13 protein-coding genes are annotated in these 18,637 nt (G+C 40.7%); 10 read left to right on the forward strand and 3 right to left on the reverse strand.

Features of this window, described 5'->3' with window-relative positions; genetic code table 11:
- Nucleotides 1-19 precede the first annotated feature (19 nt).
- The 3 genes from SKC37_RS01250 to SKC37_RS01260 are packed head-to-tail and all read right to left on the reverse strand — an operon-like array spanning nt 20 to nt 2,308.
- Nucleotides 20-901, reverse strand: a complete 882-nt coding sequence (locus tag SKC37_RS01250; protein ID WP_377979724.1) for an NAD kinase — start codon at nt 899-901, stop codon at nt 20-22.
- The gene (locus SKC37_RS01255; RefSeq protein WP_377979725.1) at nt 901-1,539 is read right to left on the reverse strand and encodes a CBS domain-containing protein; all 639 of its coding nucleotides are present in this window, start codon (nt 1,537-1,539) and stop codon (nt 901-903) included. The genes SKC37_RS01250 and SKC37_RS01255 overlap by 1 nt, the downstream gene beginning before the upstream one ends.
- A gap of 7 nt (nt 1,540-1,546) precedes the next feature.
- Nucleotides 1,547-2,308 (reverse strand): alpha/beta fold hydrolase, encoded by a 762-nt coding sequence (locus SKC37_RS01260; RefSeq protein ID WP_377979726.1) that lies wholly within the window; start codon nt 2,306-2,308, stop codon nt 1,547-1,549.
- 90 nt (nt 2,309-2,398) lie between these two features.
- Between SKC37_RS01260 and SKC37_RS01265 the strand changes: the two genes are divergently transcribed.
- The 10 genes from SKC37_RS01265 (at nt 2,399) to SKC37_RS01310 (ending at nt 18,474) form a co-directional block, all read left to right on the forward strand.
- Nucleotides 2,399-3,562, forward strand: coding sequence for an NAD(P)/FAD-dependent oxidoreductase (locus SKC37_RS01265; protein ID WP_377979727.1), 1,164 nt, complete (start codon nt 2,399-2,401; stop codon nt 3,560-3,562).
- 60 nt (nt 3,563-3,622) lie between these two features.
- Nucleotides 3,623-4,936, forward strand: a complete 1,314-nt coding sequence (locus SKC37_RS01270) for a vanadium-dependent haloperoxidase (protein WP_377979728.1) — start codon at nt 3,623-3,625, stop codon at nt 4,934-4,936.
- Nucleotides 4,936-5,325 carry a group III truncated hemoglobin gene (locus SKC37_RS01275; RefSeq protein WP_377979729.1) on the forward strand — a complete coding sequence of 130 codons (390 nt, stop codon included), beginning with the start codon at nt 4,936-4,938 and terminating at the stop codon, nt 5,323-5,325. Before SKC37_RS01270 ends, SKC37_RS01275 begins: the two co-directional genes overlap by 1 nt.
- A 1-nt stretch (nt 5,326) precedes the next feature.
- Complete coding sequence (locus SKC37_RS01280) at nt 5,327-6,382, forward strand: GHMP family kinase ATP-binding protein (protein ID WP_377979730.1); 1,056 nt, start codon at nt 5,327-5,329, stop codon at nt 6,380-6,382.
- Nucleotides 6,379-7,248 (forward strand): sugar phosphate nucleotidyltransferase, encoded by an 870-nt coding sequence (locus SKC37_RS01285; RefSeq protein ID WP_377979731.1) that lies wholly within the window; start codon nt 6,379-6,381, stop codon nt 7,246-7,248. Before SKC37_RS01280 ends, SKC37_RS01285 begins: the two co-directional genes overlap by 4 nt.
- 39 nt (nt 7,249-7,287) lie before the next feature.
- The gene (locus SKC37_RS01290) at nt 7,288-8,589 is read left to right on the forward strand and encodes a gluconate:H+ symporter (protein ID WP_377979732.1); all 1,302 of its coding nucleotides are present in this window, start codon (nt 7,288-7,290) and stop codon (nt 8,587-8,589) included.
- Between the two features lie 236 nt (nt 8,590-8,825).
- The gene (locus tag SKC37_RS01295; protein ID WP_377979733.1) at nt 8,826-12,005 is read left to right on the forward strand and encodes a SusC/RagA family TonB-linked outer membrane protein; all 3,180 of its coding nucleotides are present in this window, start codon (nt 8,826-8,828) and stop codon (nt 12,003-12,005) included.
- Nucleotides 12,006-12,045: 40 nt separating this feature from the next.
- Nucleotides 12,046-13,677: a RagB/SusD family nutrient uptake outer membrane protein gene (locus SKC37_RS01300; RefSeq protein ID WP_377979734.1), complete on the forward strand. Its 1,632-nt coding sequence runs from the start codon at nt 12,046-12,048 to the stop codon at nt 13,675-13,677.
- A 139-nt stretch (nt 13,678-13,816) separates the two neighbouring features.
- Nucleotides 13,817-17,023: a SusC/RagA family TonB-linked outer membrane protein gene (locus SKC37_RS01305; RefSeq protein ID WP_377979735.1), complete on the forward strand. Its 3,207-nt coding sequence runs from the start codon at nt 13,817-13,819 to the stop codon at nt 17,021-17,023.
- A 20-nt stretch (nt 17,024-17,043) separates the two neighbouring features.
- Nucleotides 17,044-18,474 carry a SusD/RagB family nutrient-binding outer membrane lipoprotein gene (locus tag SKC37_RS01310; RefSeq protein ID WP_377979736.1) on the forward strand — a complete coding sequence of 477 codons (1,431 nt, stop codon included), beginning with the start codon at nt 17,044-17,046 and terminating at the stop codon, nt 18,472-18,474.
- Nucleotides 18,475-18,637 lie beyond the last annotated feature (163 nt).

Genomic DNA, 18,637 nt, shown 5'->3' on the forward strand with positions numbered 1-18,637 from the left:
AAAGAGCCTAAGCTCTTTTTTAATTTCTGACATCTAGTCCCCAATTCAACTTGCTCCTCAGCGTCTGCAAGAAATCATCCCCTGGAATTTTGATCAATTTTGCCGAAAATGGGGCTTTTTTGACTTCAATTTTGAAGTGACTGTCGATGACTTTGGAGCGCGAATCTAAAGAGATAAGAAAGTTTTTACTTCTAGAGCTAACTTCAAAAGTTAAAACGGCTGAACTGGAAACCAGGAGCGGCCGTACGTTTAAATTGTGCGGGCTCATAGGCGCAATGATAAATATATCGGAACTCGGGATAACTAAAGGGCCTCCCACCGCTAGTGAATAACCAGTGGATCCAGTGGCAGTGGATACGATCAGTCCGTCAGCCCAATAGGAATTCAAATAATTTCCGTCTACGTAGGCTTTAATGGTGATCATGGAAGACGTATCTGTCTTCATGATTCCCACTTCGTTTAGGCCAAAACCTTTGCCATCAAAAAAGTCAACATCTGATTGTACTGAAACTAAACTTCTATTTTCAATACGGTAATTTCCCTGTAAAACGGTATCTAATGCGGAACTGATTTCTGGGGGTGATAGGGTAGCTAAAAAGCCTAATCGGCCCGTATTGATACCTAATATGGGAATTTCTTTGGCACCTATTTGTGTCAAAGTTTCCAATAGAGTTCCATCTCCACCGATACTCCAAGCCATGTCTGCAGACTCTAATCCTTTTTCAATCGAATAACTGGGTACTTCCGCCACCGAGAAACCGTGTTCAAGTAGGTGGTTTTTAAAGAAATTTGAGAGGATGGGTTGGCAGTTTTTAGCACAAATATCCGCCCACATTTTCTCCATTAAGGGCTTAGTTTCAGCCGAAAATGTTTTTCCGTGAATGGCTAATTGTACACTCATTATAGGTTAATAAAACGCATTAAATGATCAAAACGATCTTGATCTACTTCTAATTGCTCCCCAAAAACAAAGGCTTTTTCAATAAAAATGCCATGTCTTTCTAGGTTGGAAATAATTTTGCCGAAGGCCTCCGTTTGAACCTGTAAAACCACATTCGGTTCTTGGAAAAAACTGCGGACTACAAAGCCATTTTCTTCTTCTATAATTCGGATAATCGTGCTCAAACTATCGCGAGAAGCTTGAAAAGGAATCCGGATAATTCCGCCATTTTTGTTTTCAACGCCTGAGTTCAACAGGAGATTTCCTACTTCGACTTTGGTCAAATAACCCCTAAATAAGCTGTCAGCATTTGTAATGGCGATAATATCTGCACTAGGTGCATCGAACCATGGCAAGCTGGCTAAGACATCCTCTTCTTCTTCCATTCTGAAGCTGGAGAAATGATTTTTTAAGTCAGATAAGGATTGCTCTGGAGATAATGCCAGGCTTAAGATTTCTGCTGAAACTAAGCCGATATATTGCTTGTTTTCTACCACAGCTAAAGCATTGACTCCCTGTGCGCGCAATGATTTCAACGCTTTTGCGACTGAATCTGTCAAACGCAACACCGGTAAATCATAATTTAGGTGTGATAGCATCAACATATTAGACGGGGTTCTGGTTTAACCACTCGGTTAAAATTTCGTTGAACTCTATAGGCCTTTCCATCATAGGTGCGTGGCAGCATTTGTCAATGAATCGCAGGGTGGATCCCTGAATTAATTGATTGAATTCGTGCCCTACTTCTGGAGGTGTAATCGTATCATTTAAACCCCAAATCAATAGGGTAGGAGCCTTGATATGTACAATATCTTTGGCCATATTATTACGCTGTGCAGACTTCGCAATGGCAATAATGCGCATCACTTTAGGAATACTATTCGTAATTTCGAATACTTCATCCACTAATTCTTTGCTCGCTGTTTTAGGATCGTAAAAAGTGTATTCTACGCGCTCTTTGATAAACTCGTAATTGCCGCGCTTTGGATAAGAGCCGCCCATCGAGTTTTCAAAAAGACCCGAAGAACCTGTTAAAATCAAACGTTGGATCTTTTCAGGATGACGCAAAGTATAAATCAGTGCGACATGGCCACCTAATGAATTACCTATTACACTGAAAGTATTCAAACCTTTAAAGTTCACAAAACCTTCAATGAAAACCGTTAATCCCTCGCAACCAGCCTCCTTAATAGGCATGTCGTGAATGGGCATCAGCGGGATAATGACTCTGTAATTTGACTTAAAGTGATTAATCACTCCAGCCCAATTGCTTAATGCGCCAAACAATCCGTGAAGTAATAAAAGGGTTTCGCCTTGTCCTTCATCGATGTAACGGTACTCTCCTTCTTCCTTAATTAGGTACTCCATTCAGGATTATTGTATTTATAAACTGCAATTTAATAAAAAGAATGTTAAACAATTTTAATTTTGCAGTGTTTTAAAAAATATAATTTATCTATGAAACCTATCTTGATTGTTGGTGGTGGAATTGCGGGTTTGCAAGCAGCCAATATTTTACATCAAAACAACACAGACTTCATTTTGTTTGAAAAGCAAGCCACTTTTGGTGGGCGAGTTTCATCGACGAAAAAAGATGGATTTATTTTAGACCAAGGATTTCAAGTACTGCAAACCTCTTATCCGGAAGTGCAGCGCTCTTTAGATCTGACTGCTCTTGATCTGCAATTTTTTGAGTCTGGTGCCATGATCAAAGATCAGTTATTTTTCAATCCGTTACGTAGGCCGTTCGATTTGTTTTCATCCGATATCCTGACATTCATAGATGTTTTTTCACTGGCTAGAATTTGGTTTCGATTACAGGGAAATGTATCTGCCTTAGATGGGAATATGCAAACAACGCAACAGTTAATCGAATCCTATGCATTTTCTGATCGGTTCAAGGATGAGTTCTTGATCCCGTTTTTTCAAGGTGTCTTTTTGCAAGAAACGCTGACGCAACCGGCGTCTTTATTTTTCTATTATTTACAGCAATTTTTGTACGGAAATGCGGCAATTCCTGCGGAGGGAATGCAGGCGATACCTGATCAGATGGCCGCAAGTTTGCCAACTGATAAACTTCGGTTAAATCAAGAAATTGTGGCCATTTCGCCCACTACCATTACCCTGAAGTCGGGTGAAATTATAGAGGGGGATGCCGTTATTTTAGCGGTGGATTTACCGGTGGCTGCAAAGCTTTTTGGGTTGCAGGTACCAGAAATTCTAGGTTCCAGGACGTTCTATTTTTCTGCGAAAAAAGTAGCAAAAGAACCAGCCCTATTGCGCTTAGTAGGAGAGCAACATTTGCTCCATTTTACGTGTTTGACGGACGTGAAATCGGGATTAGCTCCTACCGGAAAGGATTTGTATTCCGCGACAAGTCTTCACAATAGTACGGAAAAAGAGGTGAAAGAGGCGCTTGAAAAGCAATTGCCGGGGCAAAAATTGACCTACATTCACAGCTTTGACATTCCTCATTCCTTGCAAAAAGTGGATGACTACGAAGCGATTAAAAGAGCAGCTAAAGGCATCATTTTAGCCGGGGATTATTTGGAATTTCCATCGCTGCAAGGTGCGCTATCATCAGGTAGAAAAGCGGCGGAAGAAATTTTGGCCAGATCCTGATTTTCGTCAGCGAAATGTATGAGCGTTTTTCGTACCTTTGTGAGGTTAATCAAACCCTACATGAGAAAAATTATCTTCCTTTTCGCTGTATTGTTCGTAGCAGCTTGTTCTAGCTCGAATAAAGACTACCAAAAAGCGGCTTCCAATCCTGAGTTTTTAATTCGTGCGGAAGTGATGTTAACCGAAAGTATCATTCACGATATTTTCGCTCCTCCGGTTTCTTCCCGTATTTACATGTACGCAAGTATCGCCGGATATGAGGCGGCTATTCATGGGGAGAAAGGGTATAATTCCTTAGTGGGTCAAATCAATGGTTTCGAAAAAGTAGCGCAACCGGAGAAAGGTCAAGAATATTGTTACCCTTTAGCTTCTACTCGTGCTTTTTTATCCGTGGGTAAGAAATTGACTTTTGCACAAGAATTATATGAGGAATTCGACAAGAAATTAGAGGAGGATTATAGAGCCACGGGTATTCCAGATGATGTGTATGAGCGTTCCATTGCTTTAGGAGATTCGATTGCTGAATCTGTCATGAAATACGCGTCAAAAGATAACTACAAACAAACTCGAGGTTTCCGTTTCACGGTGACAAATGATCCAGGAACGTGGACGCCAACACCGCCCGCATATATGGATGCTGTCGAGCCGTATTGGACTAAAATTCGTCCTGTGGGTCTTGATTCATCTGGGCAATTTCAGGCTCCCATACCTTCTAAATTTGATTTAACTCCCGGAACTCCTTACTACAAAGAGGTGATGGAATCGTATAATACGGTGAAAAATCTAACCAATGAGCAACGTGATATTGCTAATTTCTGGGATTGCAATCCTTTTAAAATGAACATCACGGGTCATGCGATGTTTGCTACGAAGAAGATGTCACCGGGTGGTCACTGGTTAGGTATAGTAGGTCAGGTATCTCGTCAATTGAAGAAGTCTCATATTCAAGTGGCTGAGGCTTTTGCGATGACTTCGATGTCTATTTTTGATGGTTTTATTTCTTGCTGGGATGAGAAATACCGTTCCGTTAGAATTCGTCCGGAGACCGTCATTAATAATAGCATTGATAAAAAATGGATACCGATTTTGCAGACGCCACCGTTCCCAGAATATACTTCTGGACATAGTACTATTTCAAGTGCAGCCGCTACGGTATTGACGAAATTATATGGGGATAATGTGGCCTTTAATGATTCTACGGAGATTCCATACGGTTTGCCGCCACGTAAATTCACCTCGTTTAAACAAGCCGCAGATGAAGCTTCTGTGTCTCGTTTGTATGGAGGGATTCACTTCCGTCCTGCCTTAGACCAAGGTGTGATTCAAGGGGCGAAAGTAGCCAATCAATTGCTGGCTAAAGTGAAAATAAAGTAATGAAAAACGACATCACTTCGAAAGCTGATATTAAAACATTTGTGGATGCATTTTATGCTAAAATGCCCTCAGATGATTTAGTAGGAAAGGTTTTTATGGAAGTGATGCACGTGGATTTCTCGACGCATCTCCCTAAAATGTATGATTTTTGGGAGATGTTGTTGTTTCAGGGGACATCCTATAAAGGAGCTCCTATGCGACCCCATTTACAGATTAATCAGATTCATCCCATTACACCGGCTCACTTCGAGCGTTGGTTAGGGATGTTCCGAGAAACACTACGCGATTTGTTCGAAGGACCTAAGACAGAAGAGGCGATTACGAAGGCTGAAAACATCGCAGCCACGTGGGCTTATAAATTAGATTATTTAACGAAACACCCTGCTTAAGATGATCGTATCAACACCAGGTCGTATATGTCTTTTTGGCGAACACCAAGATTATTTAGGATTGCCTGTGATTGCAGCCGCTATATCGAAACGCATTCAAATCGAGGGTGATTTTAGAGAGGATAACATCGTGCATTTTTCGTTGCCGGATGTAGGAGCGGAAGAATCTTTCGAGCTAAATTATCCCTTAGCCTACACAAAAGAGCGAGATTATTTCAAGAGTGTGCTGAACGTATTGCAACGAAAGGGACATCGCTTAGACAAAGGTATGGAATTAACGGTGAGTGGCAATATTCCCATCAATTCCGGGACGTCTAGTTCGTCCGCTTTGCTCGTTTCTTGGGTGAATTTTTTAAATGAAATCTACGAATTAGGCTATACCCAAAAGCAGGTAGGCGAAATCACTTATGAAGCGGAGGTGCTCGAGTTTTCAGAGCCAGGCGGGATGATGGACCAGTATTCGACGGCCGTTGGGAATGTGATTTATTTAGCTAGCGTCCCAGAAATTCAGATAGAAACCTACGCTAGAGAGCTAGGAACTTTTGTTCTAGGGGATTCAGAAGAGCCTAAAGATACCTTAGGTATTTTGAGTCACGTGAAGTTTGGGATGTTAGGTGGGATGAAAAAAATCCAAGCGAAATACCCGGATTTTGATTTAGCGACAGAAAATGATCCCGCGAAATACCGAGACTTGTTGACAGATGATGAATGGGTGCTTTTACAGTCGAATATTAGTGATCGAGATTTGTTGTTAGAAGCGAAAGCGATGTTTGAAGGAAAAATAGCTTGGTCTGATGAGAAATTAGGTTCTTTATTAAATGAACATCAAGTAAATTTGCGGGAACATAAACGAATTTCCACGCCCAAGATTAATCGAATGATTCAGGCGGCTTTGGAGGCAGGAGCTTTGGGAGGAAAAATAAACGGTTCAGGTGGTGGCGGATGTATGTTTGCTTATGCCCCTAATAACCCAGAAAAAGTGGTCGAGGCGATAGAGAAAGTGGGAGGAAAGGCCTATATTATTACAGTAGATAAAGGAACAACGAAAATAAGATGAAAAAGAGATTATTGATTTTAGCGGGCGGTATGGCCTCTCGCATGAAGAAAGCTTTAGCGGAGGAGAACAGTGATTTAGATCCGAAATTAGTGGCACAAGCGAATGCAGTGACTAAAGGGATGATCCAAGTAGGGAAGAATGGCAAGACCTTAATTGACTATCAATTATACAATGCGCATCTCGCTGGAATCGAAGAGGTGATGTTGCTTTTGCACCCGACGGACAATGTTTCTCAAGAATATTGCGAGTCATTGATGGCGAAAGACGCGACTTGGGGAATGAAAATCGTTTTCGCTCGTCAACAAATTGCAGCGGATCGTGAAAAACCAGCGGGTACGGCAGATGCGGTGTATCAGGCTTTATCGCAGCATGCGGACTGGCAAAAGGGTCGTGTGATTGTGTGTAATTCGGATAACTTGTATTCGGTGAATGCGTTGAAGACACTTTGGGCATCTGAAGTTCCTCAAGCCTTGATTTCATATCACCGCGATAGTTTATTGTATCCAGAGGAGCGTATCTCCGCTTTTGCCTTGATTCGCACGGATGCGGAGGGTTATTTATTGGAGATTATCGAGAAGCCGACCAAAGAGCAGGCTGAAGAATTGATGGCGAAACAAGGTCGTTTAGGCGTGAGTATGAATGTGTTTGTGTTTGAGGCGAGCACTTTCTTACCTTATTTGGCTAAAACTCCATTCCACCCAGTGCGTAATGAAAAAGAATTGCCTACCTCTGTGGTGATGTTTGGAGAAGGAGAGGGCAAAGGGTTCTTCGCGATTCCATTAGCAGAGAATGTGCCAGACTTAACTTCTAAAGAAGATATCTTAGTGATGCAGAAATATTTAGAGGAAACATATGGCGATTTCTAATGCTTAATGCTAAATTGTGAGTGATAACCTATTCACTCTATGACTTTATTGATTGTAATTGCTAGTCTTGGCCTTTTAGTACTGTTAATCACGTACTGGAAGGTCAATTCGTTTATATCCTTTTTGCTCGTGAGCATTTTTGCGGGCGTTTGTTTCGGTTTGCCGTTGCCTGATATCGCTAAATCCATCCAAAAAGGACTAGGAGATACGCTAGGGTCTTTAGTTGTTATTCTTGTGCTAGGAGCGATGCTTGGGAAATTGGTGGCTGCCTCTGGTGCTGCTAAACAGATTTCAGGTACTTTAATTGATCTTTTTGGGCTTTCAAATATTACTTGGGGTCTGATGCTGACAGGTTTCGTGATCGGGATTCCCTTGTTTTACAATGTGGGATTTGTCTTGATGATTCCTTTGATTTTCTCTTTAGTACAGCAATATAAGATTCCGCCGCTAATGGCTGGGGTACCTATGATGGCCTCCTTGTCCGTGGCGCATGGTTTTTTACCCCCGCATCCGTCGCCCGCAGCTTTGGTAGCCCAGTTTCACGCGAATATGGGGGAAACGTTGATGCTGGGAATTATGGTGGCGATTCCGGCGATTATTTTGGCGGGTCCTATTTTTGCCAAAACTTTGGCCCATCTCCCCGTCAAATCCTTAAAATCATTCGCAGCAGCTGAAGTAGATGAAACGAATCTGCCCAGTAAAACGGCCAGCTTCATTGCAGCCCTTTTTCCTGTGTTTTTATTAGTAGGCACCACCATCGCCGAAGTTCAATTGCCGGATTCTCCTGTAGTGAAATTTATAGCTGATCCAGCGATGGTCATGTTAGTGGCTATTTTAGTGGCTACCTATATCTTAGGTATACGTAGAGGAAAGAAAATCGAAGAGGTGATGAATGTCTATGGAGAGGCAGTAAAAGACGTAGCCATGATTCTGTTGATCATTGCGGGTGCAGGAACCTTGAAAGAGATTCTATTGGTTTCTGGAGTCAGCAAAGAAATTGCGTCCTACTTAGGTGGCTTACCTATTCATCCCCTTGTTTTAGGCTGGATGATGGCGGCGATTATTCGCGTTTGCCTGGGTTCTGCCACTATTGCAGGTTTAACAGCTGCGGGCATGATTTACCCCTTAGTGGCTTCAGGTGGAGTAAACGCAAACTTAATGGTTTTGAGCATCGGTGCGGGTAGTCTGATGTTCTCGCACGTGAACGATACGGGCTTCTGGCTATTTAAAGAATACTTCAATTTAACAGTGAAAGAGACATTGCGTTCGTGGTCCCTCATGGAGACTATTGTGTCGATTACTGGTTTAGCTGGTGTGATGATCTTGAATCAATTCTTGTAATTGTGCTATTGTATCAAAAAAATACAAAATTTTTAACAACATACTGATTTTGTATTATTCCAAATATTATACGCTTAATCAATTGTTTTTCAGTATTAAAGACTGATTATTCTCATTTTTCCGATCGAATATTCGCTATTTTGATTTTTTTTATTGTTTGTTTATTAACATTTTGTTAATTTTCGCACGATTGATTTATTTATCAACAACTTTTTTCAACCCTAACTTAAATGTTCATGAAAAAAAATTTACTCATGACTTTTCTGGTTACAATGCTATCTGTAGCGAGTCTTTTTGCTCAGGATAGAAAAGTTTCAGGAAAGGTGACCTCGGCCGAGGACGGTTCAGGTCTTCCAGGTGTTACTGTAGCTATTAAAGGTACAGGCAAAGGAACTCAGTCAGATGTGAATGGTAATTATTCATTATCTGTTCCAAGTTCAGCTACATTAGTTTTCTCTTTTGTAGGATTAAACCCAAAAACAATTGCAGTTGGTAACCAATCGGTAATCGATGTTAAATTGGCGACAGATACGCGTCAATTATCAGAGGTTGTTGTAACGGGTACAGGTTCTGCGATCGATAAGCGTTCGACCGCTATCGATGTACAAGCGATCACAGCTAAAAATTTGCCTTCAGTTCCTACTGCTTCAGTAGATCAAGCTTTAGTAGGTAAAATTGCAGGTGCTCAGATCTCTTCTGGAAATGGTATGCCAGGTCAACCAGTTAGTATCGTTTTACGTGGTATTAACACGATTAACCGGGGTACTTCTCCAATGATTTTATTAGATGGAGTTGAGGTAGGTTCAACTGACCTTAACTCAATCGATTTAAATATCATCGAGAAAGTGGAGGTTATCCAAGGTGCTGCAGCTGCTACTATCTACGGTGCACAAGGTGCGAACGGGGTAATTCAATTATTCTCGAAAAAAGGTAAAGCAGGTAAAGTGAATATTGATTTCGCTTCATCTGTTATCAACTCTACACCATTAAACGTAGGTGGTTTGCGTAAAGCAGACAAGCACGGTTTCAAAACCAATGCTAATAATGAAGTAATTGGTGGTTCTGGCCAACCTTTGGCATTAGATCCTATCTATGGTTCATATGGAGAAAACGTAATCTTTGCTTCGACTGACCCTACGGTTCAGATCAACAAGCCTTACGATAAGAACTTGAAGTATTATGATCACTTCGGTATGTTCTTTACTCCTACAACGAACTATAACAATTCATTATCTATTTCAGGTGGTTCTGAGAAAAGTGATTTCAACTTCTCTTTATCAAACTCTGATAATGCGGGTCCATTCAAAAACGTAGGTGGTTTAAACCGTACGAACATGACAGCTAACTTGGGTTTCGAATTAGCTAAAGGTTTGAAATTGCGTTCTATTACACAATTAGTGTATACAAAGAACACGATTAACGATGGAACTGGTCGTTCAATCATCTATTCTGTATTCAACTCTCGTCCATTCGTGGATTATGATTGGAAAGATGCTGACGGAAACTACCCAGGTTATATGGGAGATGCAGTAGGTGTGAATGGTTACAACCCGAACGCGGTTAACTATTACACGAAGACAAATTCAGATCGTATCGATATCGTTCAAAGCTTGAACTTAAACTACGAGATCAACAAGTTTGTGTCTTTAGACGCGAAATATGGTGTTAACTACCAAACAGACAAGACGATTTACACGTACTTGAATCAAACAGGTAACAAAAACATCATGGATCAACAATACTGGTATTATAACTTTAACGGTAATGATGCAACAGGTGAGTTGAACCGTTATGAAAATGCTAGTTCATTGCAAAACTTCTTGGGTTCTGCGATTTTCAAAACAGATTTCCAAAAAGATTTCAACATCAACATTCCATTACGTACAACTACGCAAGTGGCATTTGACTACAGAAATCGTTTGAATACGTCTTATGTTTCTTACGGTATCGGTATGCCGAACTACACGCCAGTGAATACTTCACAAGCAGCTGAAACAAAAGTATACCGTGATTACAAAGAGCCATTTATTACGTATGGTTATTTAGCAACACAACGTTTTGACTATGGTACAATTGGTGGTATCTCAGGTGGTTTCCGTACGGACTTCTCGTCAGCTTTCGGTGCTGCGTCTACTCCGCAAACGTTCCCTCGTGGAGATGCGTACTTACGTGTATCTGAATTAGGAATTTTCAAGAACTCTGCGATCAGCACGACTGTTGAAGATTTCAAATTACGTGCAGCTTATGGTGAGGCGGGTATTCAGCCAAGAGCTTTTGACCGTTATATCACGTTGAATACAGGTGTTATTGGTGGTGGAAATGCATTCTTCTTCCCATTAACTCAATCTAATCCAAACTTGAACGTAGAGATTTCTAAAGAATTAGAAATTGGTACAGATATCGGTTTGAACTTAGGTAAAAATTCTGCTTGGTTAAACAATGTGAATTTATCAGCTTCTTACTGGAAGCGTTCGACAGACAATGCGATCTTTGAAGTAGATGCTGCGCCTTCTACAGGTATCGGTACGGTAAAAGATAACGCGTTCTCTTTAGGATCAAATGGTATACAAGCTAGCTTAAACGCTCAGATCTACAGAGATGCAGATTGGACTTGGAATTTCACGACGAACTTTGGAAAGCAAACTTCAGAAATCACAGCGGTTCGTGGTGGTGCTGAGGTAGTTGTTCTTTCAGGTGCTGGTTCTACTGGTTACGTTTTACGTGCTGGCGAGAAAATTGGCCAACTATACGGTTTCATGGGTATCCATAGCCTAGATGCTGTATTGCCAGATGGTACGGTAGCTATTCCTGAGGCATCTCGTTCTCAATACGAAGTAGCTAGCAATGGTTGGGTAGTTAAGAAATCAACTAAAGCTCCTTATTTCTCTTCAGGACAATATAGCTTCGGTGATCCTAATCCAGCATTCAATGCATCATTCATTACAGATTTAACTTGGAAAGGTATCGTTTCATTCAACTTACAAGTTGATTTGATCCAAGGTGCACACGTATACAACCAAACGAAAGAATGGATGTACCGTGATGGTATCCACTCTGATTACCAACAACCAATCACGATCAATGGTGAAACAGGTGCTTGGTCTGCATTCTACCGTGGGGTATATGCAGAGGTTTCTCGTAACGGTACGAAGAACTACTTCTACGAAGATGCTTCATTCGCTCGTTTACGTAACCTTTCTGTAGGTGTTGATTTAGTGAAAGCATTCGGATTGAAATCATTCCGTAAGTTACAATTAGTAGCTTCAGGACGTAACTTGTATACGTTAACTAACTATACTGGTTTAGATCCTGAGATCTCTTCAGGTGGAGTTAACTCTGCTTGGGATCGTGGAACAGATCACAATACGATGCCAAACTTACGTTCATACCAAGTACAGTTGAACATTGGTTTCTAATTCAGAATTGAGAAAAAGGTATCATTTAAATTTGAAAAAAATGAAAAACATAAAAATAACCGCGCTTTCCTTTCTGCTTTTAGCTGGATCGGTTATGTCGTGCAAGGATCAATTGGATATCCAAAATCCAAATCAGCCTACTCCTGCGACGGCTTCGTCTGAGGCTGGTATCGTTGCTTTAGCACAAGGATCTGTTTACAAAAACGGATTTACTTCTGCAGGTAATAAGTATTATGATGGTGTTGTAGGAGCTTTCTACAATGGTGTAGTAGGTATTCATGAATTAATGGGTGATGTTGTTTCAGCTGAAGCAGCGAACACGTACATGAATAACTTGTCTTCTCCAGACATGGTTACATTAGATAATGGAACGCAAGTAGCTAATCCAAATAGCCCTGCATTGCAAAAGAATTTATTGCGTGCAGTGAACACGAACTCACAACAAGGTGGTAACCCAGGTTGGCATGAGTGGGCGATGATGTACCAATTAAATAATGCGTGTAACACTATTTTAGATGCAGTGGATAAGACTACATTTACAGGTGATGCAACAGCAAAGAAAAATGCAATCAAGGCATGGGCTTACACTTGGAAAGGTTTAGCGTATGCTCGTCTTGGTTCATTATACTACGCGGGTTTAATTGTGAACACTCCATCGGTTACAAACAATACGTATGTAACGAAAGAAGCGATGATTGCTGAATCAAATGCTAATTTTGATAAAGCAGCAACAGCTGTAAATGCATCAGGTGCATCAGGAGATTTTGAGGAGATCGTTACGGCTTTAATTCCGGATTTCTTCCAAACGGAGAAAGGTGCGGTTCCTACTGCTGGTCAGTGGATCAAAAACTTGAACACCATGAAGGCGCGTAATATCTTAGTTAACACTTCAACTGCTACCATGACTGCAGCTCAGTGGGATGCTATTCTTACGTTGACTAATGCAGGTGTAGGTGCTTCTGATCCAGTATTTGCTGGTAACACGAACGCAAATGGAGATATCTTTGGTTCTTCTAACTACTCTGTTGCTGCTCGTGCAGTAGGTTCTAACGCATCAGGTGGAACGTATAAAATCTCTGAGCGTTTAATTCAGGATTTCAATGCGGGTGACCAGCGTTTAGCTCAAAACTTCAAAGTTTATACCGTTTGGGTAGGTAACTCTGACCGTGGTAACGCATTCAATACGCGTTATGCAATCAAAGACGGTGGTAATGGTTTAGCAGGTGTTTATACCTATGTTAACCGTACAGCGGGAAATGCAGAAATCTTCTTGTTAGGTTCTTACGAAGAAAATGAGTTGATGAAAGCAGAAGCTAAATTATGGAAAGGTGATGTAGCAGGTGCTGCTGCAAGCATTAATGCGGTTCGTGCCTACCAAGGTGCTGGAATTGCTGCGATCACTTCTACAAATGCTGCTGTTGTAAAAGAGGAATTACGTAAAGAACGCCGTGTGGCTTTAGCTTTCCGTGGTTTATCATTCTACGATGCTCGTCGTTGGGGCGTATTAGATGGCGGTCGCACTGGTGCGGTGGTTATCTCTAAAGATGGTTCATCTGTCTCTACGAACGCTACAATTAAATATGGTTATTTAGATTATTGGGATGTTCCTAACAATGAGTTAGCGAATAATCCAGCTGGCGCAGGTTCTGCACCTACGACAAATCCTAAATAAGAATTTTTAATTTTTATTGAAAGAGGCACTATCCTGAGATGGTGCCTCTTTTTTTGTGCCAAATGTTTGCATTTATATTGTAAAAGTCCTAATTTGCCAAACTTATTCTATTATTTTTTCATTAATTAAACTCAACAACATGAAAAAACTATTACTCCTTGGGGTATTGGTGTTGGCTGTATTCAGCACATCAATGGCTCAAACAAGGCAAGTAACCGGTAAGGTTACAGCTTCAGAGGATGGTGCGGCTCTTCCGGGAGTTAGTGTCAGCCTAAAAGGTTCATCTCGTGGTACAACCACAGCAGCAGATGGTACTTACAAAATTACAGTAGGTGATGGAGCTTCTATCGTCTTCAGTTTTGTGGGCTACAAAGCTCAAACGGTTTCAGTAGGAAACCAAAGTTCAATCAACGTTGTTTTAGCTTCAGATGCTTCTGAGTTAAACGAAGTTGTTGTAACGGCTTTGGGTCTTACGCGTACGAAGAACTCTTTACCTTATGCTGCACAGCAAGTAAAGGGCGAGGAATTAACTCGTGTTCGTTCTGGTAACGCATTCTCACAACTTTCTGGTAAAGTATCAGGTGTGCAAATCACACAAGGTAATGCAATCGGTGGTTCTACTAACGTAGTAATCCGTGGTTCTAAGTCCTTGACTGGTAACAACCAAGCTTTATTCGTTGTGGATGGTGTGCCAATCGATAACTCGGTGACTAACACTTCTAACCAACGTACAGGTCGTGGTGGTTATGACTATGGTAATGCAGCTGCGGATATTAACCCAGATGATATCGAGTCAATGACTGTATTGAAAGGTGCTGCGGCAACTGCTCTTTACGGTTCTCGTGCTTCTAACGGTGTGATCATGATCACTTCTAAGAAAGCGAAGAAAGGTTTAGGTTTGACAATCAACTCAGGTTTATCTGTAGGAACGATTGATCGCTCTACTTTCCCTAAATACCAAAACCAATATGGTGCTGGTTATTCTGATCCTTACCAAAAAGATGGTTTCTTCTATTTTGATGCGAACGGTGACGGACAAGATGATTTAGTTGTACCTACATCTGAAGATGCTTCATATGGTACGAAATTCGATCCTAGCTTACAAGTATACCACTGGGATGCTTTTGATCCTGCTGGTCCAAACTACTTAAAATCTAAGCCTTGGGTTGCTGCAGCTAATACGCCAGATAAATTCTATGAGACAGCTATTTCTAACAATACAAATATCTCATTAGATGGTGCAACTGATAAGGGTACATTCAAATTAGGATTTACTCGTAACGAAGATCGTGGAACATTACCTAATTCTAAGGTGTCTAAAAACATCATGAACTTGTCAGGTACCTATGCTATTTCTTCTAAATTAACTGCTTCTGCAGCGGCTAACTTCTCAGTAGTAGAAGGTTTAGGTCGTTATGGTACAGGTTATGATGGATTGAACGTGAATCAAAACTTCCGTCAGTGGTATCAAACTAACGTAGATATCGTTGAGCAAAAAGAAGCTTATTTCCGTAACAACAAGAACGTTACTTGGAACTGGTCTGATCCATCTACTGCAGCTGGATTGAAGCCTATCTATACAGATAACTACTATTGGACTCGTTACCAAAACAAGGAGAACGATACACGTACTCGTATGTTCGGAAATGCGATGTTGAACTACAAAGCAACTGATTACTTAAACGTAATGGGTCGTATCACAATGGATACGTATGATGAATTCCAAGAGGAGCGTATCGCTGTAGGTTCTACGGATATCGCTGAGTATTCTCGTTATGATCGTCACTTCGAAGAAATCAACTATGATTTAATTACGAATTTTGACAAAAACTTAACGAAAGATTTAAACTTAAAAGCATTAGCTGGTTTGAACTTACGTAAGTCGTTAAACCGTTCTATCTACGCTATTACAAATGGTGGTTTGATCGTTCCAGGTTTATATTCAATTGCTAACTCTAAAGGAACAGTTTCTGCTCCATCTGAGTCGTATAACCCACGTGAAGTGTTTGGTTTATTCGGTGGTGCTACGTTAACATACAAAGACTTCTTAACATTAGACGGAACTGTTCGTCAAGACAAGTCGTCTACGTTACCAGTAGCTAATAACGCCTACTTATACTATGCAGGTTCAGCTTCTTGGTTGTTCTCTCACCATATCCAAGATTTACCTTGGTTAACTTCTGGTAAGTTACGTGCTAACTATGCAACGGTAGGTAATGATGCTCCATGGGGATCAATCTCTAATGTATATGATCAACCTGCACCGTTTGGTTCTACGATCTTATTCTCAGTTCCAGGAACTCAAAACAATCCTAACTTGAAGCCAGAGCAAACAATCTCTAAAGAGTTTGGTTTAGAAATGGCTTTCTTGCAAAACCGTTTAGGTTTTGATGCAACGTATTACCACACAAATACATTAGATCAAATTTTACCTGCTTCTGTTACGACATCAACAGGTTATAACTCGACTTATGTAAATGCAGGTAACATCGAAAACAGCGGTATCGAATTCAGTCTTTATGGTTCTCCTATCAAGACAGCAGATTTCGCTTGGAATGTTAACGTGAACTTTACACGTAACCGTAACAAAGTATTAAGCCTTTACAATGAAAGCCAAAACTTACAATTAGCTTCATTCCAAGGTGGTGTTACATTGAACGCAACAGTAGGTGAGCCTTACGGTATCTTGAAAGGTAGAACTTGGAAGTATGTAAATGGCGAGAAATTAGTGAAATCTAATGGACGTTATGACATGACTACAACGACTACAAACAATATCGGTAATGTTAATCCTAACTGGATTGGTGGTATCAACAACTCATTCCGTTATAAGAACGTTACATTTAGCTTCTTGATCGACGTGAAGTCTGGTGGTTCTGTATTCTCATTAGATCAGTACTATGGTGCTGCTACGGGTGTATTAGAAGAGTCAGCTTTATTGAATGACAAAGGAAACCCATCTCGTGCAGATATCTCTGCTGGTGGTGGTGTGATCATGCCAGGTGTGAAAGCAGATGGTACGCCTAATGATATTCGTGTAGATAACTACTACGGTACATATGGTTATGCATTCAATCCACAACATGCATTCGTTTACGATGCTAGTTATGTGAAGTTACGTGAAGCAAACCTTACTTATTCTTTACCTCGCGCGCTTGTAGCTAAATTAGGTGGAGTAAAAGGAGTTGATTTATCAGTGTACGGACGTAATTTGTGGATCATTCACAAAAACCTTCCTCACTCTGATCCTGAAGAGAATCTTTCTGCTGGTAACGTGCAGGGATATCAATCAGGTGCGTATCCTACGACTCGTTCGATTGGATTTAACGTGAAATTATTGTTTTAATCATCCTTAATTTGATACAGATGAAAAGAATATTTTTAGTATTTGTACCGCTTTTGTTTCTTGCATCAGCTTGTACAGAGGATCTTGCATCCTTAAACGTAGAGACTAAGAAGCCAGCAGCTATTCCTGCACCTACTTTGTTCTCGAATGCAGTTAAGTCTCTTGCAGGGAACTTAGCTACTGCTAGTGTGAACACAAACGTGTTCCGTTTTACGACCAGCCAATGGGCTATGGCCGTATACCAAGATGAAGCTCAATACGATTTCCAAACACGTGCTATTCCTAACACTTGGTGGAACGCAATGTACCGTGATGTATTAGCTGATTTACGTGAATCATCTCGTTTAATCAATGCAGATGCTTCTTTACTTCCTAAAGAGAAAGCGAACAAATTAGCGATCTTGGATATTATGGAAGTATATACTTTCGGTATTTTGGTGAACTCTTTTGGAAATATTCCTTACACAGAGGCATTGAATGCAGAAAAGTTATTCCCTAAGTATGATGATGCTAAAACAGTATCAGCTGACTTAATCACTCGTTTGAATGCTGATATCGCTAAGTTAGATGCATCTGCAGCTGGATTTACTTCTGGAGAAGATGTTGTTTACAAAGGTTCAGTAACTAAGTGGGTGAAATTTGCAAACACATTGCGTATGAAATTAGCTATGATTGTAGCTGATGAAAATGCTAGTGCTGCAAAAACAGCTGTTGAAGCTTCTGATGCAGGTGCTATCTCAGCATCTACAGATAACGGTTTATTCACTTATTTGTCTGCTTCTCCTAATCAAAATCCATTACACGTGGATATCGTATTAGGTGGTCGTCAAGATTATATCGCAGCGAAAGACTTAATGGATAAATTAACGGGATGGAATGATCCACGTAAAACGGCTTACTTCTCTACTAACAACGCTGGTAACTATGCTGGTGGTATCGTAGGAAAAGTAAATACGTACGTAGATTTCTCTCGTGCTGGTGCTAAAGTAGTTGCAGCGGATGCTCCTTACGTATTAGCAGATTACGTTGAAACTGAATTCTTACGCGCTGAAGCAAAGGAAAGAGGATTTAATGTAGCTGGTACAGCTGAGTCACACTACAACAACGCGATCACTGCTTCTATCCTATATTGGGGTGGTTCTGCAGCTGATGCAGCGGCTTATTTAGCTCAACCAGAAGTAGCTTATACTTCGGCAGCAGGTAACTGGAAGCAAAAAATTGGTACACAAAAGTGGATCGCTCTTTACAACCGCTCTTACGAGACTTGGACTGAGTTACGTCGTTTAGACTATCCAGTGATTACTGCACCAGTAAATGCAAAATCTGGATTCCCTACACGTTTAACATATCCTAATACAGAACAAACTTTAAATGGTACTTCATACACAGCGGCTGCAGCAGCCATCGGTGGTGACGTAGTAACTACGAAGTTATTCTGGGATAAAAACTAATTCTAGTTTTTAGAAAGGAGTAAAAAGGGCAACCCGCGAGGGTTGCCCTTTTTTTTGTTTTATTTTTTTTATGAAGTAGATAAAAACAATTTATTGTTAAATCTTGTTTACTAATCTGTTAAGCAATAATTTGCCAAACTATTATTAAATCATCATTTGTTTA

Source organism: Aquirufa esocilacus (assembly GCF_042715595.1).
Taxonomy (GTDB): Bacteria; Bacteroidota; Bacteroidia; order Cytophagales; family Spirosomataceae; genus Aquirufa; species Aquirufa esocilacus.

Coding starts and splice junctions, on each gene's coding strand:
- SKC37_RS01250 (WP_377979724.1), bottom strand. CDS start 901: ATGAGTGTACAATTAGCCATTCACGGAAAAACATTTTCGGCTGAAACT.
- SKC37_RS01255 (WP_377979725.1), bottom strand. CDS start 1,539: ATGCTATCACACCTAAATTATGATTTACCGGTGTTGCGTTTGACAGAT.
- SKC37_RS01260 (WP_377979726.1), bottom strand. CDS start 2,308: ATGGAGTACCTAATTAAGGAAGAAGGAGAGTACCGTTACATCGATGAA.
- SKC37_RS01265 (WP_377979727.1), top strand. CDS start 2,399: ATGAAACCTATCTTGATTGTTGGTGGTGGAATTGCGGGTTTGCAAGCA.
- SKC37_RS01270 (WP_377979728.1), top strand. CDS start 3,623: ATGAGAAAAATTATCTTCCTTTTCGCTGTATTGTTCGTAGCAGCTTGT.
- SKC37_RS01275 (WP_377979729.1), top strand. CDS start 4,936: ATGAAAAACGACATCACTTCGAAAGCTGATATTAAAACATTTGTGGAT.
- SKC37_RS01280 (WP_377979730.1), top strand. CDS start 5,327: ATGATCGTATCAACACCAGGTCGTATATGTCTTTTTGGCGAACACCAA.
- SKC37_RS01285 (WP_377979731.1), top strand. CDS start 6,379: ATGAAAAAGAGATTATTGATTTTAGCGGGCGGTATGGCCTCTCGCATG.
- SKC37_RS01290 (WP_377979732.1), top strand. CDS start 7,288: ATGACTTTATTGATTGTAATTGCTAGTCTTGGCCTTTTAGTACTGTTA.
- SKC37_RS01295 (WP_377979733.1), top strand. CDS start 8,826: ATGAAAAAAAATTTACTCATGACTTTTCTGGTTACAATGCTATCTGTA.
- SKC37_RS01300 (WP_377979734.1), top strand. CDS start 12,046: ATGAAAAACATAAAAATAACCGCGCTTTCCTTTCTGCTTTTAGCTGGA.
- SKC37_RS01305 (WP_377979735.1), top strand. CDS start 13,817: ATGAAAAAACTATTACTCCTTGGGGTATTGGTGTTGGCTGTATTCAGC.
- SKC37_RS01310 (WP_377979736.1), top strand. CDS start 17,044: ATGAAAAGAATATTTTTAGTATTTGTACCGCTTTTGTTTCTTGCATCA.